Here is a 19966-nt window from a genome sequence, read left to right on the forward strand (position 1 = left end):
CCCGGCCGCTCAGCTACGGACAGCAGCACGCGCACGTTCCGCGGCGTCCCGCGTGGCGACCAGCGCAGCCAATGTGGCCTGTGCCTGCTTCACCGCGGCTGGCTCGCTGCTGTCGATGTCGGAAACCTGCTCCTCGGCATCGCCTACGCCGATGGCGATCTGCTCGCGCAGTTCGTCGAGCCAGCCCTTCGCTTCGGACGGGTCGGCCTCCGGCGCGCGCAGCCATTCGGCGACGATCACCTCGACCTCGCGCGCCATGCGGGGCGGCTGCACGCCCTTCGCCGCGAGCGCCATTAGGCGGGCGATGGCCGCATCAACGGCACGCACCCGTGCAGGCCTGCGAGCGGCCATGGCGTCAGCTCCTTTTGGTTCCCGCGCCTGGTAGCGTGTTCTTTTCTTGTTCTCCAAGGGGGAGCTATCGTCGGCCATGTCCGACGGCGCCCCGCCATGTCCCCAGCCGCCATGGCTGAGCGATGCCGCGCTGACTGCTGTACGGGCCGCCCGATGTCGGCCAGGGGCCTTCCCCCGGCCGGGCGACGCCGGCGGCCGGGCGGTGCGCGAAGCTGTCCTGGCGCACCACCCTGCGCTGCCGTTCACCCTGATCGCCGAGGCCGTGGCGTACATCCTCGGCTCCGAGTGACGCCGCCACGCGTCACGCCGCCCGCTGCCGGGGCACGAGCCCGAAGTGCATGGCCAGCGTGCCCAGGGCGCCGACGAGGATGCCCTGTGCCACCGGACCATGCACCGTGCGACCAGCCCAGCCCTGCCGCATGGCCCATTCGCGCACCGAGAACTCGAGCCCCACGACGAACCAGGCGCAGGAGCCCGCCGGGCTCTCATGCCCGCCCAATGCGTCGATGGCATTGGCAACGCGCCGCCGGGCCTCGAGCTGGCGGTTCGAGATGCCGTCCGCCGTGGCACCAGGCAGTCGGATCAGCTGTGAGGTGGACATGCTGTCGATTGCGGCGCTGCGGAACAGCGTCCTGAAGATGCATCCCGCCTCATGCATCTGCGGCGTCACGGTGCCGTTGGCGAGCATCAGCCCGAGCGTGTCCACGGCGCGGCGATGCTGGACCGGGCTGCCGGTCTCGGGGTCGGCGTCCCGGATCGGCTCCGAGAAGCCGCCGTGCTGCAGCCGCCACTTCGACGGGCCGAGCGCCTCGTCCCGCTTCGGGGTCTTCGCCTTCCGCTTACCGGCCATGGGGGTTCTCCTGCCGCCGCGGGCCCCAGCGCCGCACGGCCTCGTTCTGGACCGCCTGGCGCAGCCAGGGGTCGGTGATGTCCTCGAGGTGCAGCGAGACGACGCCCTGCTGCTGCCAGACGCGGCGGCGCAGCATCTCCATCTCGGGCGTGGTGGTCGGGCTGCGGGTGCCGCGGTCGAGCGAGGACCTCGGCGAGCGTGGTGCGCCGGGCAGCGTCATGCGCGGGCCGTTGCCTGGCGCGCGAGCGCGCGGGCGTCCCCTGGGGAGGGGAGAAAATTCAATAATAATGATAATTCAATGGGTCTCTCTCCGAGCCCGAGGGCGCGCGCGGGTGTCCAGTCGCGTGTGCGCGGGAAAAATTGAATTATTGAAGATCCGCCGCGAGCCGGCCTCCCGCCTGGGGTTTCGGCCAGGAGATTGTTCATGCCGACGAGATTCTTCATCGCGGGATCTCCGTGAAGAGCGGCGGTCGGCTCGGCGCGACCGCGGTGTAGAAGGTGCTCGGCTTCGTCGCGCCGGACTCCTGCTCGGCGACGACCAGTCCCGCCTCGACGAGCGAGGCGAGGATCTCCTCCCGCTCGCGGCGCGACAGGAATTGCGAGCGCCGCGTGACGTCGCTGCGCGACTGGCGCCCGCCCTCGCGGATGATCTCCAGCAGCCGCTTGTGCTTGGCCTCCGTGTCGTTGTCGGAGACCCGGCGCTCGGCCTCGCGGAGCATCGTGGCGACGCAGTGCTCGACCAGGCGGGACGCCCAGGCGACGTCTCCCGCCTCCGTCACCGGCCGCGTCGGCTCGCGACTGACGGCGGCGATCATGGCCAGCTTCGCGGTGTTTTCGGCATAGCGGCCGAACAGGGCGGTCGCGTAGGTCCCGCGGTGCGAGCGCAGCAGGTCGGTAGCTTCTCGCCGGACGACCGCCATGGCCGCCTGGGCGTCCGCGCTGAGCGGCACGGTGTAGGCGTGGATGGGCGCTGATGCCTCCATCGCGTCGGCGATATTGCCGCCGTGGCTGTGCCCGGGCACGCCGCGGGCGATCGCCTTGATGGCGGTGACGAGATCGGCCGGCGGGTCCATCGACGCCGGCGTTTCATTGCGCTCCGGGTAGTCCTCGTCGGTCAGGAAGACCAGGAAGCGGGCGATAGAGCCGTCTGCTAGCGCGCCCCCCTCCAGCGCCGACCAGAATGGCCCCGGGACGGTGACGCCCCAGATGCAGGCGCAGGGCTGCTCGATGGTGACGCGCGGCCGCGCCTTCTGGTCGGCGTACTCGGCGCCGATGTAGGGCTCGGCTGCCGAGGTATAGAGCTTCGTCAGTTCGGACCAGATCGCCGCCTTATGCGCCGGCGCGCGCTGGTTCAGGACCAGCTTCAGGAACTGGCCGAATTCGTCCACCTGGAACAGGCGGGCGGGATGCCGCTGCAGCGACGTGAGCAGCCCCGCCGACGAGGCGAGATCCTCGCCGCCAAGGTATCGGTCCAGGCCCGCGGCGTAGATCGCGCGCTTCGCGCATCGCCGGGCGTGGTCCTTCCCGCCACCGCTGTCGGCGATCCCGATGGCGTAGACGTTGCTCCGCAGGTCGGTCGGCGTGCGATACCGGCGGCCGGCGATCGCGCCCACCAGGCAAATGGCGGCACCGAGGGATAGGAACGGCTGCGGGCTCACCGCGCTGGCGGTGGCGTAGTCCACGAACATGCGCAGCGCGCCATCCACCTGCAGCAGCTCGGGCGGGACGCGATAGGGCTTCGGTGGCGGCGCGATCGGCAGCGGAGCGACCGCGACCTTCGCCAGGAGGCCCGCCGCGGGATGCGGCTGTGCCGCCTGCTCGGCTGCCGTGCCGTTCAGCGTCAGCGCCGGATCCGGCACCCAGCCGCGCTGCTCGGCCAGCCAGTAGATCTTCCCCGCGCCGACGCTGTGCGGCCGCAGCGAGGCCCAGCGCCGCTCGGGGGTGTCCGATCGGCCTGACTGGCCCGACTTCCCGGACCGCCGCGACCAGTCGAGCCAGAGGTCGCGCCCCTCCTCGCCGATCGCGGCCTTGATGGCGGCGCCGACGGTGATCCATTCGTTGCCCGGCAGGTCCTCATTCGGCAGCCAAGCCAGCGCCGCGGCGATGGCGTCCCGCGTGCCCTTCGGGTCGCTGGGACCGCGCCAGGTACTGGTCGGTACGTCCGCCAGGATCGAGTTGACCCGGACCTCGTCCGGCACGAGCGCCCAGGCAGCGTCCAGGAAAGCTGCGCAACTGGCCTCATCCACCACCGGCAGCCGGGACAGCGGCAGCTCCACCAGGCTGTCCTCCGGCCATTCATAGGGGCGACCGGTGTCCGGGTGCACGGCGTAGGCGACGAATTGCTGGCCGTGGGCCAGCAGCTCGAGGGGATGGCGCTTCCGGCCTGCGAAGGGGGTGGCGGCGCGATAGACCAGCAGCCGCTTGGGGGCACGGCCGATGCGCAGGCAGAGGGTGTCGCCCAGCATGGAGGTGGCGAGCTCGGCGATCTGGATGGCCAACGCGCCGTCCAGGATGTCGATGTCGATGCCCACCACGGCGCCGGTGGCGATGCCTACGCCGCAGCCTGGCCAGCGGCGCCAGATGTCCACCTCGAAGGGCTTCGTCGGCCGGTCGCAATGCCGGGTCCAGTCGGGATAGGGCGACCATTCCCCCCCGGTGAACCGCCCCGGCACCTTCGTGCCCGGCATGATGGGGATGACCGAATAGCCGTTGTCGACCAGGCGCTCACCGTAGTCGGCCATGAAGGAGGGAGCGTCTGTCATTCGCTGCCACGCTCCTGCGCGGCAATGGCCGCGTCGCAGGCGCGCTCCAGACGAAGAATTTCGGGATAGAGGGCGGCAATCTGCTCGGCAGCGCGCTGGAGCGCGCGACGTGCAGATTCAAGCTCCGTATGGATGTTGCGGACCGGGCCGATGATGTCCGTGTCGAGCTTGGCGAAGTACTGCGCAGGCTTGGCCCACGGCCCCCGCGAGCCGTGTGGCGCACGCTGCGTGGGGGCGGCCCGCGTTTTGAGGCCCGCGCGCACCTTCTCCACATCCCAGCGGCCATTCGGTTCCCGCGCGATGCGGCCGGATCGCTCTGCCTTCTGCAGGGAGGTGTGGGAGCAGCCAAGGCGGCGGGCAAGCTCGCGGGTCGAGGCGATACCGCTTACACCGACTGGGCGGGGAGCATCATCTGCGGCGCCGTCCTGATCTGGCGCTACATCAGCTTTGGCGTGACGCTTGCGAGGTGACTTTCCCGATAGACCTCGCTGGACGCTCTCCACGTCCCAGCTTCCGTCCTCTTCCCGCGCGATGCGTCCAGCACGTTCGGCGTTCTGAATGGCGGTGTGCGAGAGGCCGAGCCGGCGCGCGACCTCGCGGGCAGAGGTGACGCCGCTCACGGCCGGCCACCAGCAGCGAGCGGTGGCGCCGGGTGCCGTCCCTGATCCAGCAAGCGAGCGAGTTCATCCTGGTAGGCGGTGATGATCACCTCCAGCAGTGTCAGCCATTCGGCCTCGGTCAGCACCGCGAGATCGGTCTTGCCGATGCTTTCCAGGTATTCGCCCGCCATGGGGCTGGCAGCCGCTATGGCGGCGATCTCGTGCTCGTCGGGATCAACCACGCCCCACCTCCGGCAGAGCGCGCTCATGCAGCGCATGGAACAGGCTGGCAGTGGCAGGCTGGTCCGCACGCGCGGATCGAACCAGCCGAAGCCGCGGGCGGTGCGGAGGCGGCAGGCGGCGCATCTCACACGAACCTCGCGGCGGTGATCTCGGTGTACTGGCTCGCCGGCCGCACCTGGATCGCGATGGGACGACGCAGCTGGTCCAGCTGTTCGAGCGCGGCATCCACTGTCGCGGGTGGCGGCAGATTGCCGGCACGCCGCCGCCACCAACCCACGGCCTTGTCCCGCGGGAAGCCGGTATGCTCGAAGCAGACCCATTCGCTGTGGCGCGCGAGGCCACATTCGTATGTCACCCGCAGCGAAGCGGGCTTCCCAGGCTTGTCGTGGCGCGCATAGGTGATGCCGGTCACGTCGCACCAGACCGGCTGGATCTGCGTCGACAGCAGTGCGTTCGACGCCGCCTGCGGCGCCACCTTCACGACCGGCGGTGGGAACTCATGGTCGCAATCGATGCAGTGCCGCGCGCTGGCGTGGTTGATGGTCTGGCATTCCGGGCAGACCTTGATCGGTGCCTCGCCATCGCCGGCTGGTTCCTTCTTTCGGCCGTCCACGGTGTCGATCGGGCCGTGCCGCGCCGTGTTGCCGGCGAAGTCCAGCACCAGGCAGTCATCCTTGCCCTCGGCGAGGCGCGTGCCGCGGCCGACCATCTGGACGTAAAGGCCGACGCTCTTCGTGGGGCGCAGCAGCGCGATGAGGTCGGTGCCAGGCGCGTCGAAGCCGGTGGTCAGCACATTGGCGTTGGTGACGCAGCGCAGCCGCCCCGCCTTGAAGGCGGCCAGGATGCCGTCCCGCTCGGGCCCGGGCGTGTCACCGGTGACGGTCTCGGCCGAGATGCCGTGCTCGCGGATGGCGTCGCGCACGTGGCGGGCATGGGCCACGCCGGAGCAGAAGACCAGCCAGGAGCCGCGGCCTTCGCCGTGCTGGACGATCTCGGCCACCGCGGCGCGCGTGACCTCGTCGCGGTCGACCGCCGCCTCGAGGTCCTTGGGGATGAACTCCCCGCCGCGGGTGCCGACGCCGCCCACATCCAGCTGGGTCTCGGTCTGCTTCGGGACGACGGGGCAGAGATAGCCCTGCTGGATCATCTCCAGCACCGGCACCTGGAAGGCGATGTCAGTGAAGAGCCGGTCCTTGCCCTCGTGCAGCATGCCGCTGTCGAGCCGGTAGGGGGTGGCCGTGAAGCCGACGACCTTCAGCAGGCCGGCGTTGATCTCGTTCAGCTGCGCCAGGAAGGAGCGGTACATGCCGCTGTCGCCGCGGCCGAGCAGGTGCGCCTCGTCGATCAGCACCAGGTCGCAGCGCTGCACCTGCCGCGCGTGGCGGTGGATGGACTGGATGCCGGCGAACAGGATCTGCGCGTGGATGTCGCGGCGCGACAGCCCGGCCGAGTAGATGCCAGCCGGCGCCTCAGGCCAGGCGCGGAGCAGCGCCATGAAGTTCTGCTGGATGAGCTCCTTCACGTGGGTGAGGATCAGGACGCGGGTGTCGCCGAAGGCGGCGATCGCCTCGCGCGTGAAGCCTGCGATGCAGAGGCTCTTGCCCGTGCCGGTCGGCATCACGACCAGCGGGTTGCCGCTGCTGGCCGAGAAGTAGTCGTAGAGTGCCTCGATGGCGGCGCGCTGATAGGGGCGAAGCGACAGGGTCATGCCGCGATCCCCATGCCCGCGGCGTCCGCTTTGCTCAGCCAGCGCCGGCTGCCACCGCAGTCGGCGCAGATCAGCTCGGCGATATGCGGCCCCTTCCCAGGCCCGACACGATAGGTCGTGCTGCCGCAGACCCTGCACGGCTGAGGGAACACCACACTTGCCAGGGGCGCAGCCGGCACCCCGTCTCGCCACACGGTGCCGTCCGGCAGTCGGTAGCTGACCCAGTCCTCGCCGGCATCGATCTGCTCGGCCGCTACGAAATCCGGCAGGAAGAGATGGGCCGCGCAGCCGGCCTCCTGGGCGCGGCGGTCGAGCGGCGCGGCGTGCCGGGCGCAGTGCCAGTCGCCGCCCTCCACCGGTGAGGCGTGCAGGCAGGACCGGCAGTGCCGCTCCGGCGCCGCACCGGCATGGCAGACGGCGTGGTGGTCGCAGAACCGGCACTGCCACCAGGCCGGGTCCTGGCTGATGCGGGCCGGCGGCCGGGCTGCGCCGATGATGCGCTCCGCCTTGGCCAGGATGCGCAGTCCTGCCTCGGCATCGTGGCGGATGCGCTCCTGGTAGAGCTCGTCCGTGTCCTTGCAGACCGCCAGGTAGAGGGCCCGCTCGAGGCCGGCGAGCTGCATATACGCTTGCATCTGCGCCCAGTGCAGGGGCTTGGAGGCGGCGACGCCCTCGACCTTGAGCTTGGCGAAGGACTTCGCGCTGTGCGTCTTGAACTCGCACACGTGCCAGGTGGCCGGCGCCTCGGGCAGCCCAATCGCCACCGCGTCCATGCTGCCGCCGAAGTGGCCGGAGGCGTCACGCAGGTTCCACTGGCGTCCCGACGCGGGATCCACGTCGAGGACCGTCACGCCGATCCGGCGCAGGTCGGCCACGAAGCGCGCCTCGGCCAGATTGCCGGTCTCGAACAGCCGCAGCAGCCGGCCGGTGTGCCGGGCCCGCGTTGCCCAGCGGAAGGAGTACCAGATCGCCCGCTCGCACTCGGCGCCGATCAGCGATGCGCCGAGATGCGCGCGGTACCCGCTGTCGGCCGCGGACTCGTAGGCGGCGTAGATGGCGGTGACAGTGGGACATGCGGGCGGAGGAAGGACAGCCATGACCTCATCCTGGATGGAGGAAGGCAAGCCGGCAGGCGGGAGGCCTGCCGGCGGGTGATCAGGCATTGCGGCGCCAGGGCGGGGTCGCCGCGGCGCCGGTGCGCGCAGCGGGTGGGGGTGCCGCGGCTGCCGGACGGGGCCCCGGGGTGACCGGGCGCGAGGCGGTGGCGGTGGCCGCACCGGCGTTGGCGGCCGAGTAGCCGGCAACCTTGTTCCGCGCCTCGCGGTAGACGCCGTACTTGTCGTTGCCGGCCGGCTCGACCTTCAGCGTCACGATCAGCGGCTTGAAGTGCAGCTGCTCGCTGTCGCTGACATGCACCTGGCCCACCGCGTGGCAGATGGCCGACAGCGTGCGCTGCGCGATCTCGACCGTCTGCTCGTTGCGGTTCACCAGGTTCAGCTGGTCGAAGATCTTCCGGCGGGCGGCCGGCCCCTCCAGCACCTCGAAGACCAGCTTCAGGAGCTGCCCGTCGCCGGCCTTGGTCGGCAGCATCTCGCTCTCGATCAGATGCGCGAGGTACTTGCCGGGCGGCAGCACCTCGAGCGGGACGGCGGGGGCGACTTCGGTCGCGTCGAAGGTTCCGTTCAGGGAGGCCATGGGTCAGCTCCGGGCTTCGGTGGTGGAGGCGGGGGCGGCGCCCGGCGGCGCCGCGTAAAAGGGGATGCCGGCGGCGAGCTCGGGCCAGGACAGCGGCAGCGTCTCGGTCAGGCCGAAGCGGTTTTTCGCGAGGAAAGCCGGCCGCTCGGCGGTGTGCAGCAGGCGGTCGCCGCCGCTGACGCCGCGGACCACCTTCTTGTTGAAGCCGACATCCGACTTCAGCGTGCTGACGCGGTAGTTCGCGAAGAGCACGGCATCGACATGCTCCTGCACCAGCGCGGAGGCGCTGCGGTGCAGCTTCGGCTGGTAGCGGTCGTAGGGCTCGGTCTCGGGGCTGTCGAAGCGCCGGATCTCGGCATGGGCGATCAGGATCACGCCCATGCCACGCTCGTCGCGCAGCGCGTTCACGCCGTCGAGGAAGCCCCGCCAGGTGTCGAGCGCGGCGAGGTAGCCCTTGACGTAGCCGAAGGACTCGATGTCCGGCTGGTTGTGGGTCTGCGCCGTGTGCTGCCAGACCAGCGGCTCCAGCCAGTCGAGGCTGTCGAGCACCACGGTCTGGTGGTCGTGCTCCTCGGTGTAGAGGCTGCCGAGCGCCTCCATCACTGCGTCGAAGCTGCGCAGCAGCCCGAAGGTCGCGGCGTCAATCCGGCCGAGGCCGTCCTCGGTCTGCAGGAAGACCGGGTTCGGCGCGTCGGCGGCGAGCTGGGTCTTGCCGACGCCGGCCACGCCGTAGACGAGGATCCGCGGCGGGCGCGTCTCACCGCCGCGCCGCAGCGATCGGAGGGAGATCGCCATCAGTGCGCCTCCCCCTTCGAAGCGCGCGGCTTGGCCTTCACAACGTCGACCGTGATGTCGCCACCGGCGCGCGCGACCGCCTCAGCAAAGGCGTCGAGCGTCGGCTCGAAGGCGGCGACGTCCTTGGCGCGCGCCATGGCGTCGCCGTCGAGCGGGATGGCGACCTGGATGCGGAGCTCGTGCGCCATCAGGCAGCGTCCTTCGGTTCGAGGGTGTAGGAGGGGCGGCCGGTGGCGACGGTGCGCGCCGGCTCGAACACGGCCCGGATGCGCGGCGGCCAGGCCGTGAAGCGGCTCTCCGGCACGCGGATCTCGGTGGTGACGTAGTCGGCGGGGTCCTCGCCCCAGCCGCGGATCGTGGCCACCGCCACGGCCAGCTTCGGCTGGTCCCAGGCCGCCTTCTTCGGCAGGTCGGCGACGACCTCGAAGCCCTCGTCGGCGATGCGGGCACGGCCGGTGTCCTTGCCCTCGGCGCGACGCACCGCAGCGGCGAGGGCGCCGTAGCGGGTGTGCAACGCGTCGTGCAGCAGGTCGGCGAGGTGCTTGGCGTCGGCCTTCAGCGCCGCGACCTCGTCGAGCAGCAACGCCAGACGATCGACGGGCAGGCTTGCGGCCTGCCCGGCGTCCATCTCGCGCAGCTGCGCCAGCGTGGTTCGGTTGGTCATGCTCGTCCCCTCGGTTGCAGCGGTGGTGTTCATGGGACTGTCGCCAGATCGGCGAGCCGGCAGAGCGCGACGAAGCCGCCGGCCAGCAGCGCGGCGCCGGCCAGGCAGCGGAGGGCGTCGCGGACGGTCCGCAGGCGCGCGACGGTGCTCGGGGTCACGGCGTCTGCCCGCCGACTGCGCCGGGCTCGGCGCACCGCACGCTGCGACCGGCGATCTCGAGCCAGACATGCAGCGGCAGCACGACGAAGGGGGCCGCGCGGTCGCGCCAGAGGAAGAGCGCGTCGTTGCCGCCGAGCCAGCGCTCCAGCGTCTTGAAGCCGTCGCCCTCGCCGCGCGCCTTGACCTCGGCCTTCACCGGCGCGGCGCCGCGGACGTAGAGGTCGACATCGGCGCCGTTGCCGCGGTACCGGACCGCGCCGGACAGCGGCACGCGCTCGGCGCGGAGCCCGCACTTCACGTGGATGTCGACGATGGCCCGCTCGCGGCGCAGACCCTTGTCGCGGGAAGACTTGCCCACGGCCAACCTCACGCCGCCTGCCGGAGAGCGACGGCGGCGGGCAGTGCCGTGCCGCGACGCGGACGAGGCCGCACGATCAGCAGGTAGGCGAAGCACTCCTCGCCAATCCGGCGCTGCACGAGATGCGCCCAGCCGCTCTCTGCCAGTCGGAGGGCCCGGTCCGCGACGGCGCCCAGCTCGCGGCAACGCTCGATGCTGAGCATCTGCGACTGCGGCGCCCGGTCCCGCGCCAGGAGGCCGATGTGGTAGGTGATGACGTCGCCGGGCAGCGCATCGGCGAGACGATCGCAGAGATTGTGCTCGCTCATCACGGCGGCTGGCGTCGCCCGGGCATGGGATGCAGCGGTAGGCGGCCGCACGGTGGTGGTGTGCACGAGGTGCATCGGTCGACTCTCCCTGGAGCGCATGGTCCGGCTCTTGTTCTCTACGGACCGGGGCGCGCGATTTTCTCAGCGGGTGCCGACGGAGCCGGCGCGAGCCAGGGCGCGCTGCGGGCGCAGGCCCGAGGCGTGCAGCCAGCAGCGGAGATCGGCGACGGAGCGGTAGAAGGTGGGGCGGGACTGCGGGCTGGCGAGCTGCGCGCTCGGCACGTCGCCCTCCGCACCGAGCAGGCGGAGCAGCGATTGCGCGGCGGCTGGCAGGTCCTCCGCCACGCGCTGCAAGTCGAGCATGACGGCCGGGTCGATGTGATCCTGCTGCGTCGCCGAGCAGCCGCTGGGGAACCCGTCCAGATCGAGCGACAGGAAGACCGGCTGAGGTCGCTCCCGCTGGAGTCGCGCGCGGTCCGCGACGACGTGGCGGGCGACCAGCCCCACGAAGGTTGACCAGGCACCGCGGGCCGGATCGAAGTGCCGGCTGCGCTGAAGCAGGGCCACCAGGATGTCCTGGCAGAGGTCCTCCCGATCAGCTGCCGCGAGCCCCAGCCGGCGGCCGCCCCGGGAGGCGCGGTACCGGGCGGTGGAGAGGGCCTGTTGCAGCCGGGGGCGATCCCAGGCGGGGCTGTCTGCGGCGTTCGAGGGGCGTTGTGTATCCATGTCCGGCTCCGGCATCGCGCTGGCTGCGTCGATGACTGGACCGGACCACGGCGTGCCGCGGCCGATTGACCAACAAAGGCGATAAATGCCGGCCAACGCCACGGCGCCGCATTCTTGTCCGGCAGGAAAACCAGGGACTTCCGGGGCTTGGGCTGTCGCGTGCGCCCCGCAAATGGGTTGGTTCGAAGATTTAATGGCCGGCCAGTGTCGGCTTTGCTGGACTCAAGCCGGAACGGGAACATACAACGAACACGCGCCTTAACCCGTCACGTCATCAACCGAGGCTTACTGCGATGCCGGTGTCCCTGACCTATGCCCATCACCCGCGCACCGGCGTCCCCGATCGGCTGACGGCCGAGGCCATCTGGGCCGTCGCCGCGCAACTGCGCCGGGCCGTGGCGAGGCAGGACAGCGCCTGGGCGCTGCAGGCCGGCGCCTTGGCCGCGGCCGCGACCGTGCTGGAGGTGAACCGCCGCCGCATCACCGCGGCATGGGACTTCGCCCACGCGGTGCACGACGAGGACGGCCGGGCTGTGCTCGGCATCTGCGAGACCGACCCGGCCGCACCCGGCCTGGCGCTCGTGTCGGTTAACGCCGGGATGGTGACCAACCGGCCCGAGCTGGCCCTCAGCACGGCGGCGCACGAGATCGGCCACATCGTGTTCGACGTGCCGGCCGCGGTGGACGGGCCCGCGCGGCGCTACCGGTCGGTGACGGTCGATCCCGGCTGCCTGGACCGGGCCACGCTGCTGTCCGAGCGGCGCGCCAACGAGTTCATGGGGGCGCTGCTGGCGCCGGCGGCGCCCCTGCACCTGCGCCTGGTCGCGCATGCCCGGGCGGAAGGGCTGCGCATGGTGCACGCGCCACATCGCGGACGCCCCGGATCCAGGGTCCTCGCCCGCGAAACCCCACCGGACGCACTGGCCGGGATCGTGGCCGCGCTGGCCGGCGACTTCGGCGTCTCGGACAGGTTCATCGCCGTGCGAATCCGACGCTACGGCCTGATTGAAGGAGCAGCGCTGTGAGCTTCGGCAGGGTCATCAGGGAGCGCCGGACGGCGCTTGGAATCGGCATGACGGACATGGCCGACCGCCTCGGCATCTCGGCGGCCTACTGGTCGCGGATCGAGCGTGACATGGAGAGCCCACCCCGAGACCAGCTGATCGAGCGCGCCGCCGCCATTCTGGGCCTGTGCCTGGACGACGTGTTCGTCGAAGCGCAGCGCCTCCCGCCCGACATGCGCACCGACATGGCGAAGGTCGTGCGCGCCTACCGCCGGCTGCGGGCGATTGATCGGACGGAGAGGTGATGGCGAGGCTTCTCCCCCGCAAGCCGTTCTACGGCCTGGCCGAGCTCTGCGACCGCTGGTCCCTCTCGGACGCCGACATCGCCGCCTACGTCCTGGAAGGCGAGCTGACGTTGTCGGTCGCCGTCGGCGGGGTGCGGGTCGAGACCAGCGAGCTCGAGGAGGATGCCGACGGCCAGCCGTTCAGCATCCCGACCGGAACGCGCTGGATCGTCGGCACGATGGACCTCGGCCGCGTCGACGGGTGGACCGTCTTGCGGAACGGCTCGCACGCCGTCGGGCGCTTCCTGGGCCTGCAGGGCGAGGTGCTCGACCTCCCCGACCAGGACGGCGAGCGTGCCACCATGCTCGTCGAGCGCCAGGCGCTGGTGGTGCGTCGCGCCGAGATGGAGCGCTTCCAGGAGGCTCAGGGGTTCGGCTCTGGCGGGCCGGAGGTGGAGTTCTCGACCGCATCGCCGCGCCGAGAGAAGTCACGCGGAGCGCCGCCCAAGTACGACTGGAGGGGTGCTGGTGCGAGATCGCGAAGACGATCTACGACCCAGGGCCGCCGGCGACGCAGGCGGAATGGCTGCGGCTGATCCAGGATTGGTTCGCCGCGCAATTGGGGCCCGACAACGTGCCTTGCGACAGTTCGATCAAGCTGCGGCTCAGCCGGATTTGGCCGACAGTGAAGCCGGATGTCGGGCGCCCCTCGGCACTCACTGCCGTGAATGGCGCGGCGACGCAGCGGCCGACTGAGAAGGGGCGCGCGGCAGGGCGGTAGAGGATAGGCAGGACAATGCGTGCTGGATCCCGATGCCCTCGCCGACCCCTGCCAACCTCCACCTGCCGCCCCACCTCCGCGAGGTCTGCGCCATACTGGCCGCCGGCCTGGTGCGGCTGCGCAGCCGCGCTGCCGAGGAAGCGGCACGTGAGGCGGTGGACAGGGGAGAGCAGCGCCTACACTTGCCGGCACCTCAGCGCCTGCATGCGAACCGGACCAACCGGAGACCCGCATGACACGCGCCAGCAAACCGAAAGCCGGCACCAAGCCGGTGCCGACCATCCCCGCCATTCCGCCGGCCGACGTGCTGGGCCGCCTGGCGGCCCTGAAGACCGCCGCCACTGCTGACCTGAAACAGCAGTGGCGGGAGCTCTTCGCCGTGGAGCCGCCGCCCTACAACCGACGCTTCCTGGAAAGCCGCCTAGCGTATCGGATCCAGGAACTGGCCTATGGCGGCCTGAAGCCCGAGACGATCCAGCGCCTCGAGGCCCTGGGCGAGCAGCTGGACGGCGGCAACCCCGTCCTCCGGCGCATCCGCGGCGACGACAAGCCGATCACCGGCACGCGGCTGATCCGCGAGTACCAGGGCGTCGAGCACAGCGTCACCGTGCTACACGACGGCTACGAGTATCGGGGCCGCCCCTACCAGTCGCTGTCGTCGATCGCGCGCGCCATCACTGGCACCCGATGGAATGGCTGGCTGTTCTTCGGCCTGAAGAACCGGAGGGGCACCGCATGAAGCGCAAGCCAGCCGCCGACGCCGCCATGCCGGCCACAGTCAGGAAGGTCCGTGCCGCGGTGTACACGCGCAAGTCGAGCGAGGAAGGGCTCGACATGGAGTTCAACTCACTCGATGCGCAGCGCGAGGCCTGCGAAGCCTACATCACTAGCCAGCGGTCGGAGGGCTGGGTGCTGGTCCGCGACCGCTACGACGACGGCGGCGTGTCAGGCGGCACGCTGGAACGGCCGGCGCTGCGGCGACTCCTGGCCGACATTGAGCGCGGGCTGATTGACGTGGTGGTCGTCTACAAGATCGATCGCCTGTCGCGTGCGCTGATGGACTTCGCCAAGCTGGTCGAGGTGTTCGACGCGAACAGCGTGACCTTCGTTTCCGTCACCCAGTCGTTCAACACGACGACGAGCATGGGGCGGCTCACGCTGAACATCTTGCTCAGCTTCGCGCAGTTCGAGCGAGAGGTCATTGGCGAGCGCATCCGTGACAAGGTAGCGGCGTCGCGGGCGCGCGGCATCTGGATGGGCGGCTTCGTGCCGCTCGGCTACGACGCGCGCGATCGCAAGCTGCTGGTGAACGACGCCGAGGCGGCGCTGGTGCGCCGCATCTTCGAGGGCTTCGTCGAGACGGAATCCGGCACGAAGCTGGTCACCATGCTCCGGGCGGAGGGCGCCACCACGAAGCGCGGCCGCGTCTTTACCAAGAGCGACGTGTATCGGGTGCTGAGCAACCGGACCTATCTCGGCGAGGCGATGCACAAGGGGAAGTCGCATCCCGGCGAGCATTTCGCCATCGTGCCCCAGCCGATGTGGGACGCGGCGCATGCCCTGCTGGCGATCAGCCCGAAGACACGCGCCAACCGCACCCGCTGCCAGACGCCTTCGCTGCTGCGCGGGCTGATCTTCGGCAGCGACGGGCGTGCCATGTCGCCCACCCACGCGCGGGGGCGCCGCGGGCAGCAGTACCGCTACTATGTCAGCCAGTCGGTGCTGAAGGGCAGCGCCGCGGATGGGCCGGCCATCGCGCGCATTTCCGCCGCGGAGATCGAGGGGGCGGTCATCGGGCAGGTTCGGGGGCTGCTGCGCCAGCCGGAGGTGGTGTTGGGCGCCTGGCGCGCGGCACGGGTCTCGGCGTCGGATATGACCGAGGACGAGGCGCGGCTGGCGCTGGAGCGGCTGGACCCGCTTTGGGAGGAGCTCTTCCCTGCCGAACAGGCGCGGATCATCCGCCTCCTGGTCGACCGGGTGGACATCGGGCCCGGCGGTGCTGACGTGCGGCTGAAGCTGGAGGGGCTGGCCAGCCTGGCGCGGGACTTGGCCAGGCCACCGGCCGAGTCAACGAGGGCGGCAGCGTGACCGGCGCGGCGCAGATGCTGACCATCCGCGTGCCCCTGGCGGTCCGGAAGCCGCGGGGTGGTCGGAAGCTGATGATCGCGCCGAGCAGCACCGAAAGCAGGCGCTCCTCTGCCGCGGACACGACGCTGGTGAAGGCACTGGCCCGGGCATTCCGGTGGCGACGGATGATGGAGACGGGCCGCTACGCCACGATCAATGAGCTGGCAGCAGCCGAGAAGATCAACTCGTCCTATGTCTCGCGTGTGATGCGCCTTACGCTCCTGGCGCCGGGCATCGTGGAGGCCATCCTGGACGGGCGGCAGCCGGATGGGATGACGCTGCCGGTGCTGATGGAGCCATTTCCGGTGGAGTGGGAGGGGCAGCCGCCGGCCATCCCGTTCTCGACGCAGAGGCCCTAAGCTAACAGCCCCGCTGCCGGAGATGATAGGGGCGGATGACAAGCGGGTCACACCCCGGCACACTGATCAATACTTGGGCGTCGGCCCATGCCACGACGCCCCCGGAGTTGATCGGTTTCATGTCGAGTGCTTCGCCCTATTCAAGCTCCGCAGGCGCTGGCCTCGCGGTTTCTGCACTGCGGCAGATCGCTGACCGCATCCCCGGCCTGCGCCAACAGGGCGCGCGCATCTCCGAGCAGGACACGAAGCGCGTCCTAATCACCCCTGCGGTCCAGGCCCTGGGGTGGGATATTCTCGACATTGAGGAGGTCCGAAACGAGTACCGGCACAATGCCGGCCACAACCCGGTCGACTACGCACTATTCCTCAATCGCTCTCCGGTGCTTTTCGTGGAGGCGAAGCCGTTGGCCCAGAGCCTCGACGATACACGCTGGATGCTTCAGACGCTGAGCTATGCACATGGCGCCGGGGTAGACTGGTGCGCGCTTACTAACGGGGTGGAGTGGCGCATTTACAAAGTTCTCGCCCAGGGCGAAGCCGACCGAAAGCTGTTCGCTACCGTGACGATCGATGGGCCGGAGGGTTTGGACGAAGCAGCCCGTGTCCTCGGCCTGCTGAGCCGCGACAACATGCGCTCTCGCGCCATCGATGATCTTTGGCAGGCGTGGCACGTAGATCGCCAAGTGAAAGAGGTTCTCGAACAGGTCCTGGAGGATGAGGCTTTTGCTGGCCTCATTCGGAAGCGGGCTGTAAACCTCAGCCTTGCTGAGATTCGTAAATCGCTTCGCCGCGCCAAGATCGCTGTCAGCTATCCAAATATCTTTGCCGGCATTGTTCCTCGGCCGCAGGTCTCAGCCCAAGCCCCGGAAAAGGTGCCGCAGACTGAACGGCGCGCACCCGAGCACGTCGAGGGCGTCGCAACAGGGCTTGCCAATGGCGCGGCGTCCGCTGCACCCCGTCGCCGCCTGCAGTCTACTGATGATCTCGTCGCGCTTGGGCGGCTACCTGTTGGTACCACACTGATAATCCGAGGCCGCGAAGGCTCCGCGGCGAAGGTTCTCGACGGGCGAACAGTCGAATTCAAAGGACAGCGGCTCTCTTTCAACGAGTGGGGACAACGTATAACCGGCTGGCCTTCGATCCGCATCTACACCATGGCCTGCCTGCCGGATGGCCGCACCCTCGACCAGCTCCGTGACCAGTCGGAACCTAACAGCCAGACGAGTTGAACTGCGCTGCCTTCTTGGTGCGGCTGTGTTCCAAGAAGGGGACCATGATTGCTGCGGGGCTGATCTTCTGCAGCGTAGGCGGAAGAATGTCGCGCAACCGCGTGCAGCGGGCCGCGATCAGCCGTGTCTCGCCCACATGTGCCAGTCGGTGATTGCGGGCGGCGCGTGGCAAAGCGCCATCGCGCGCATTCCCGACATGGGGATCGAGCTCCCGGTCATTACGTAGGTCGGGGCCCGCTGCGCCTCCCGGCAGTGGCTCTCGAGGCTTGGCGACCGGCACTGGCGCCCGCGTTAGACGCGGGGTCACCAAGGTTGCCTTAGAACCGCCGCGACGTCTGCACGATCGAGGACGCGGCTCGATCGGGCCCAGTCCTCAGCTACAGCAGGCGACGCATAGCGCAACTCGAACGGGTGCGTGCGTGGTACCTCGTCGATGCGGCGCTTGGCATCTTCCAATTGGCCCTGCGCGGCTTTGACCCAGACATCTTCGAGCGTGTCCGGGATTGTACCAAAGACATCGCGGATCTGACGCAGCCTATCCGACAGCGCCGCGTGGACATCATCCTCGACCGATCCCCGGTAGCGCAGGTTGAGAATGTCGATCACCGGCGCTTCTTGGCCGATGCGCTCGATACGGCCCTTGCGCTGCTCCAAACGGGCAGGGTTCCAAGGCAAGTCGATGTTGATCAAGGTTTGAAGCCGCTGAAGGTTGAGCCCCTCCGACGCGGCATCCGTTGCCGTGAGGATGCGAAGCGATCGATCGCGGACCTTCAACTGGATCTCTTGCCTGGTTGCAGGGTGCCGGACGCCATTCAGCATCACCATGGTATCCCCAGCACCGGCATAAAGTCCGATAGGCTCGAGAGGAAAGGCTGCAGATAGCTGGCGCGCGGTCCAGAGCGCAGTGTCCTTGTACTGGCTGAACAGAATGCAGCCGCGGTCTCGCCAGCCGTCCCGACGCAGGCGGTGCAGAATTTGAACCAGCTTCGGATCGTCGTTTCCGGCGTCACGGAGCCGCTGCGCTGCCCGACGCAGAACGGCGGCCTCTTCGGGGCCAAAGGTTAGCCCGCGCTCATCGCGAGTGAGGTCCTCTTCTTCTTCCGCAACTGCCTCATCCCGCCGCTCGCGCTCAAGCAGCTTCTCAGCAGTCCGAAGACCTGCGTGGAGGCTACTGCCAATTCGGCGAAGCAAGAGCGTCTTCAGAAGTCCCGCTGACGGGTGTATCCGGCCGACCAGTGTGCAAAATTCTCGTGCATCCTCGTAGGCTCCCTCCATGTTGGGCGGCATGGCCAGCGCGTCGTCAGGCCTCTCCCCATGAAGCCTGATACCAATTTCTGGGAAGTACGGGCTGCCATCCGGATGCCGAAGATCCCGTCGCCGCCGCTTGATGACGTGACGAACGAAAGGGTTGTGTTCGCGGAGAGCCTGAGTGCCTTCGAACTCAATCGCCGTCTGCACGCTCGCCGATAGCTGACGATCCGCATCGAACGGCGCGCTCCAGACTCGGGCTGGCATACCGAGCTCATCGCGGATTCGGTCTGTGAGTTGATCTTCCCCCCGTGGTGGCAAAGGGCTTCGAAGCCAGGACCAGATGATAGCTGGATCGGTGGGCACTTCATGGCCAGACACCAGGTCCATCGCCATGCCTGGCCCATGCCAGGGAGAGAAGGCTCCCCCCAAGACCCGTTCACATCCAGTGGCCAGCAGGCGCAGGAGATCGAATAGCTCCTCGCGATGGGTCTGGATTGGCGTGGCGGTGCCAAGCAAGAGCGTCTCGGTCCTGGACGCGAGGCGCAGCATGAAATCGAGAAGGATGTTTGGCGCCGGATCGCTGCCGAGTGCTCGGCTTTGGCGGGCGCGGTGAGCCTCGTCCAACACGATGCAGGCGAAGCGCATATCAAGCAGCGGCTGAGCGGCCTCCGAGCCGGCTGTGATCAAGCTTGTAGGGAAAAGCCCTATTCTTCGCGGACACTTTCCCACTGGTCCCGGCCAGACTGCGCCATCCTCGGTCACCCAATTGCCAGCTTCCCACCTTGCGCTGGGAGCCGCGAGCATGTCACGAAGTTCGCCTTGCCACTGGATCAACAGGTTCTTCGGAGCGAGCACGAGCACCGGCTTTTGCGCCGCGAGAGCAATGAGCTCCGCCGCCATACCGAGCTGAACGGTCTTCCCAAGCCCCACATCGTCGGCCAGGAGAAAGCGCGCGGTTCCGAAGGTTTCGATCTCCTTCATCACTGCGGAGACGAATGCCTTCTGGTGCGGCGCCAGGCCCACCGCCCGACGTTCGACGGGAGCCTCGACGAAGGGGGCCTGCGGTTCCTGAAGGCTGCGCGACTTCCAGTCGGCGACAGGCACGACGACGCGCGCAAGGATGCGCTCAACGTCCGCGACGATGGCTTCGGAAAGATCCCGTGCATCGCGGTGCTCCCAGAGAGCGTCGAACTCCTCTTGGACCCATCGCACCGCATCTGGGGTGTCGTCCTCCCACAGCAGCTCATAGTGCTGTGTCCATCCCTCACGCGTCTCGTTCATCGACCCGATGAACGACGTTGCGCGTGAGGCGGGATATCGGATGACCCCAGCCTTGCCGTGAATCAGGCCAAAGCTCGCGTCGGGAAGGACGCGTACCTTGACGCGCCCACTGCGCAGTATCTGCGCCAGCCGCTGATACCTGGGGCGCTGCGCTTCCGTCATATGCTCGGGGTCACCCTCGCACCATTCCGCGCGCTGCGCCTGTGCGGTCGCACGGGCCGTCGTCACATCTGCGGCGTCCAGGCCGGAGTTGCAGACTATGCGGATCGGCCCCTGCACCGCCTCGAAGGCTTCTCCTGCCACCTCGAAGACTGAAGAGCGGAAGTACCCGGCAATGCGGTCATATCCGATCGCACCTTGGAGGCGCTGGTCCAGGAAGCTGCCCGTGAGCGGTGCACGGCGACTGCTATGGCGTGAGACTGGCATCGACTT

General features: G+C 69.1%; 25 protein-coding genes. 8 read left to right on the forward strand and 17 right to left on the reverse strand.

The features are described from left to right. Window positions 1-9: 9 nt before the first annotated feature. The gene (locus tag BLR02_RS10705; protein WP_143018092.1) at window positions 10-351 is read right to left on the reverse strand and encodes a hypothetical protein; all 342 of its coding nucleotides are present in this window, start codon (window positions 349-351) and stop codon (window positions 10-12) included. A 76-nt stretch (window positions 352-427) separates the two neighbouring features. On the opposite strand from BLR02_RS10705, the gene BLR02_RS28555 reads away from it, so the two are divergent. After that, the gene (locus tag BLR02_RS28555; RefSeq protein ID WP_143018093.1) at window positions 428-640 is read left to right on the forward strand and encodes a hypothetical protein; all 213 of its coding nucleotides are present in this window, start codon (window positions 428-430) and stop codon (window positions 638-640) included. Between the two features lie 12 nt (window positions 641-652). Here BLR02_RS28555 and BLR02_RS10710 read toward each other — a convergent pair whose 3' ends face one another. The 15 genes from BLR02_RS10710 to BLR02_RS10775 all read right to left on the reverse strand — a co-directional run bounded on the left by BLR02_RS10710 (window position 653) and on the right by BLR02_RS10775 (window position 11218). Continuing rightward, complete coding sequence (locus tag BLR02_RS10710; RefSeq protein ID WP_090662995.1) at window positions 653-1201, reverse strand: hypothetical protein; 549 nt, start codon at window positions 1199-1201, stop codon at window positions 653-655. Continuing rightward, a complete protein-coding gene (locus BLR02_RS10715; protein WP_090662997.1) occupies window positions 1191-1421 on the reverse strand; it encodes a hypothetical protein in 231 nt (76 codons plus the stop codon). The genes BLR02_RS10710 and BLR02_RS10715 overlap by 11 nt, the downstream gene beginning before the upstream one ends. 220 nt (window positions 1422-1641) lie before the next feature. Beyond that, window positions 1642-3963: a bifunctional DNA primase/polymerase gene (locus tag BLR02_RS10720; protein WP_090662999.1), complete on the reverse strand. Its 2322-nt coding sequence runs from the start codon at window positions 3961-3963 to the stop codon at window positions 1642-1644. After that, window positions 3960-4583: a hypothetical protein gene (locus BLR02_RS28560; RefSeq protein ID WP_143018094.1), complete on the reverse strand. Its 624-nt coding sequence runs from the start codon at window positions 4581-4583 to the stop codon at window positions 3960-3962. Before BLR02_RS28560 ends, BLR02_RS10720 begins: the two co-directional genes overlap by 4 nt. Beyond that, the gene (locus tag BLR02_RS28565) at window positions 4580-4831 is read right to left on the reverse strand and encodes a DUF6511 domain-containing protein (RefSeq protein ID WP_176849498.1); all 252 of its coding nucleotides are present in this window, start codon (window positions 4829-4831) and stop codon (window positions 4580-4582) included. The genes BLR02_RS28560 and BLR02_RS28565 overlap by 4 nt, the downstream gene beginning before the upstream one ends. Window positions 4832-4929: 98 nt before the next feature. Continuing rightward, window positions 4930-6513, reverse strand: a complete 1584-nt coding sequence (locus BLR02_RS10735; protein WP_090663005.1) for a DEAD/DEAH box helicase — start codon at window positions 6511-6513, stop codon at window positions 4930-4932. After that, window positions 6510-7610, reverse strand: a complete 1101-nt coding sequence (locus tag BLR02_RS10740) for a PD-(D/E)XK nuclease family protein (protein WP_143018095.1) — start codon at window positions 7608-7610, stop codon at window positions 6510-6512. The genes BLR02_RS10735 and BLR02_RS10740 overlap by 4 nt, the downstream gene beginning before the upstream one ends. 58 nt (window positions 7611-7668) lie before the next feature. Beyond that, a complete protein-coding gene (locus tag BLR02_RS10745; RefSeq protein WP_090663007.1) occupies window positions 7669-8208 on the reverse strand; it encodes a DUF669 domain-containing protein in 540 nt (179 codons plus the stop codon). Between the two features lie 3 nt (window positions 8209-8211). Continuing rightward, window positions 8212-9003, reverse strand: coding sequence for an ATP-binding protein (locus BLR02_RS10750; protein WP_090663009.1), 792 nt, complete (start codon window positions 9001-9003; stop codon window positions 8212-8214). Next, the gene (locus tag BLR02_RS10755; protein ID WP_090663011.1) at window positions 9003-9191 is read right to left on the reverse strand and encodes a hypothetical protein; all 189 of its coding nucleotides are present in this window, start codon (window positions 9189-9191) and stop codon (window positions 9003-9005) included. The genes BLR02_RS10750 and BLR02_RS10755 overlap by 1 nt, the downstream gene beginning before the upstream one ends. After that, window positions 9191-9667, reverse strand: coding sequence for a hypothetical protein (locus BLR02_RS10760; RefSeq protein WP_090663257.1), 477 nt, complete (start codon window positions 9665-9667; stop codon window positions 9191-9193). Before BLR02_RS10760 ends, BLR02_RS10755 begins: the two co-directional genes overlap by 1 nt. Window positions 9668-9696: 29 nt before the next feature. Then, complete coding sequence (locus tag BLR02_RS30845) at window positions 9697-9825, reverse strand: hypothetical protein (RefSeq protein ID WP_281201045.1); 129 nt, start codon at window positions 9823-9825, stop codon at window positions 9697-9699. Further along, on the reverse strand, window positions 9822-10184 hold the full coding sequence (locus BLR02_RS10765) for a hypothetical protein (protein ID WP_143018096.1): 363 nt from the start codon (window positions 10182-10184) through the stop codon (window positions 9822-9824). Before BLR02_RS10765 ends, BLR02_RS30845 begins: the two co-directional genes overlap by 4 nt. A gap of 8 nt (window positions 10185-10192) precedes the next feature. Further along, complete coding sequence (locus BLR02_RS10770) at window positions 10193-10567, reverse strand: hypothetical protein (RefSeq protein ID WP_090663015.1); 375 nt, start codon at window positions 10565-10567, stop codon at window positions 10193-10195. Between the two features lie 66 nt (window positions 10568-10633). Then, the gene (locus BLR02_RS10775) at window positions 10634-11218 is read right to left on the reverse strand and encodes a sigma factor (RefSeq protein ID WP_176849499.1); all 585 of its coding nucleotides are present in this window, start codon (window positions 11216-11218) and stop codon (window positions 10634-10636) included. Between the two features lie 293 nt (window positions 11219-11511). Here BLR02_RS10775 and BLR02_RS10780 point away from each other — a divergent pair, with 293 nt between their 5' ends. From BLR02_RS10780 to BLR02_RS10810, 7 genes are all read left to right on the forward strand, one after another. Beyond that, window positions 11512-12243 (forward strand): hypothetical protein, encoded by a 732-nt coding sequence (locus BLR02_RS10780; protein ID WP_090663018.1) that lies wholly within the window; start codon window positions 11512-11514, stop codon window positions 12241-12243. Next, the gene (locus tag BLR02_RS10785; RefSeq protein WP_090663020.1) at window positions 12240-12527 is read left to right on the forward strand and encodes a helix-turn-helix domain-containing protein; all 288 of its coding nucleotides are present in this window, start codon (window positions 12240-12242) and stop codon (window positions 12525-12527) included. The genes BLR02_RS10780 and BLR02_RS10785 overlap by 4 nt, the downstream gene beginning before the upstream one ends. Then, window positions 12527-13102: a hypothetical protein gene (locus BLR02_RS10790; protein ID WP_090663022.1), complete on the forward strand. Its 576-nt coding sequence runs from the start codon at window positions 12527-12529 to the stop codon at window positions 13100-13102. Before BLR02_RS10785 ends, BLR02_RS10790 begins: the two co-directional genes overlap by 1 nt. A 417-nt stretch (window positions 13103-13519) precedes the next feature. Then, window positions 13520-14026 carry a DUF2924 domain-containing protein gene (locus BLR02_RS10795; RefSeq protein ID WP_090663024.1) on the forward strand — a complete coding sequence of 169 codons (507 nt, stop codon included), beginning with the start codon at window positions 13520-13522 and terminating at the stop codon, window positions 14024-14026. Continuing rightward, the gene (locus tag BLR02_RS10800; RefSeq protein WP_090663027.1) at window positions 14023-15375 is read left to right on the forward strand and encodes a recombinase family protein; all 1353 of its coding nucleotides are present in this window, start codon (window positions 14023-14025) and stop codon (window positions 15373-15375) included. Before BLR02_RS10795 ends, BLR02_RS10800 begins: the two co-directional genes overlap by 4 nt. Beyond that, window positions 15372-15773, forward strand: a complete 402-nt coding sequence (locus BLR02_RS10805; RefSeq protein ID WP_218127913.1) for a hypothetical protein — start codon at window positions 15372-15374, stop codon at window positions 15771-15773. Before BLR02_RS10800 ends, BLR02_RS10805 begins: the two co-directional genes overlap by 4 nt. 107 nt (window positions 15774-15880) lie before the next feature. Beyond that, entirely contained in the window at window positions 15881-17002 is a 1122-nt protein-coding gene (locus BLR02_RS10810) for a type I restriction endonuclease (protein ID WP_176849500.1), read from the forward strand. Window positions 17003-17305: 303 nt separating this feature from the next. On the opposite strand, the gene BLR02_RS10815 is transcribed toward BLR02_RS10810, so the two are convergent. Continuing rightward, complete coding sequence (locus tag BLR02_RS10815) at window positions 17306-19960, reverse strand: phospholipase D-like domain-containing anti-phage protein (protein WP_090663031.1); 2655 nt, start codon at window positions 19958-19960, stop codon at window positions 17306-17308. Between the last annotated feature and the right edge of the window lie 6 nt (window positions 19961-19966).

The sequence above is a fragment of the Belnapia rosea genome, assembly GCF_900101615.1.
Classification (GTDB): domain Bacteria; phylum Pseudomonadota; class Alphaproteobacteria; order Acetobacterales; family Acetobacteraceae; genus Belnapia; species Belnapia rosea.

Excerpts from the sequence above, each read along its gene's own strand:
- BLR02_RS10790 (WP_090663022.1), top strand. The coding sequence starts at position 12,527 with ATGGCGAGGCTTCTCCCCCGCAAGCCGTTCTACGGCCTGGCCGAGCTC.
- BLR02_RS10800 (WP_090663027.1), top strand. The coding sequence starts at position 14,023 with ATGAAGCGCAAGCCAGCCGCCGACGCCGCCATGCCGGCCACAGTCAGG.
- BLR02_RS10740 (WP_143018095.1), bottom strand. The coding sequence starts at position 7,610 with ATGGCTGTCCTTCCTCCGCCCGCATGTCCCACTGTCACCGCCATCTAC.
- BLR02_RS10745 (WP_090663007.1), bottom strand. The coding sequence starts at position 8,208 with ATGGCCTCCCTGAACGGAACCTTCGACGCGACCGAAGTCGCCCCCGCC.
- BLR02_RS10755 (WP_090663011.1), bottom strand. The coding sequence starts at position 9,191 with ATGGCGCACGAGCTCCGCATCCAGGTCGCCATCCCGCTCGACGGCGAC.
- BLR02_RS10735 (WP_090663005.1), bottom strand. The coding sequence starts at position 6,513 with ATGACCCTGTCGCTTCGCCCCTATCAGCGCGCCGCCATCGAGGCACTC.
- BLR02_RS10780 (WP_090663018.1), top strand. The coding sequence starts at position 11,512 with ATGCCGGTGTCCCTGACCTATGCCCATCACCCGCGCACCGGCGTCCCC.
- BLR02_RS10815 (WP_090663031.1), bottom strand. The coding sequence starts at position 19,960 with ATGCCAGTCTCACGCCATAGCAGTCGCCGTGCACCGCTCACGGGCAGC.
- BLR02_RS10710 (WP_090662995.1), bottom strand. The coding sequence starts at position 1,201 with ATGGCCGGTAAGCGGAAGGCGAAGACCCCGAAGCGGGACGAGGCGCTC.
- BLR02_RS10795 (WP_090663024.1), top strand. The coding sequence starts at position 13,520 with ATGACACGCGCCAGCAAACCGAAAGCCGGCACCAAGCCGGTGCCGACC.
- BLR02_RS28565 (WP_176849498.1), bottom strand. The coding sequence starts at position 4,831 with ATGAGCGCGCTCTGCCGGAGGTGGGGCGTGGTTGATCCCGACGAGCAC.
- BLR02_RS10750 (WP_090663009.1), bottom strand. The coding sequence starts at position 9,003 with ATGGCGATCTCCCTCCGATCGCTGCGGCGCGGCGGTGAGACGCGCCCG.
- BLR02_RS28555 (WP_143018093.1), top strand. The coding sequence starts at position 428 with ATGTCCGACGGCGCCCCGCCATGTCCCCAGCCGCCATGGCTGAGCGAT.
- BLR02_RS10770 (WP_090663015.1), bottom strand. The coding sequence starts at position 10,567 with ATGCACCTCGTGCACACCACCACCGTGCGGCCGCCTACCGCTGCATCC.
- BLR02_RS10705 (WP_143018092.1), bottom strand. The coding sequence starts at position 351 with ATGGCCGCTCGCAGGCCTGCACGGGTGCGTGCCGTTGATGCGGCCATC.
- BLR02_RS10775 (WP_176849499.1), bottom strand. The coding sequence starts at position 11,218 with ATGGATACACAACGCCCCTCGAACGCCGCAGACAGCCCCGCCTGGGAT.
- BLR02_RS10720 (WP_090662999.1), bottom strand. The coding sequence starts at position 3,963 with ATGACAGACGCTCCCTCCTTCATGGCCGACTACGGTGAGCGCCTGGTC.
- BLR02_RS10715 (WP_090662997.1), bottom strand. The coding sequence starts at position 1,421 with ATGACGCTGCCCGGCGCACCACGCTCGCCGAGGTCCTCGCTCGACCGC.
- BLR02_RS10760 (WP_090663257.1), bottom strand. The coding sequence starts at position 9,667 with ATGACCAACCGAACCACGCTGGCGCAGCTGCGCGAGATGGACGCCGGG.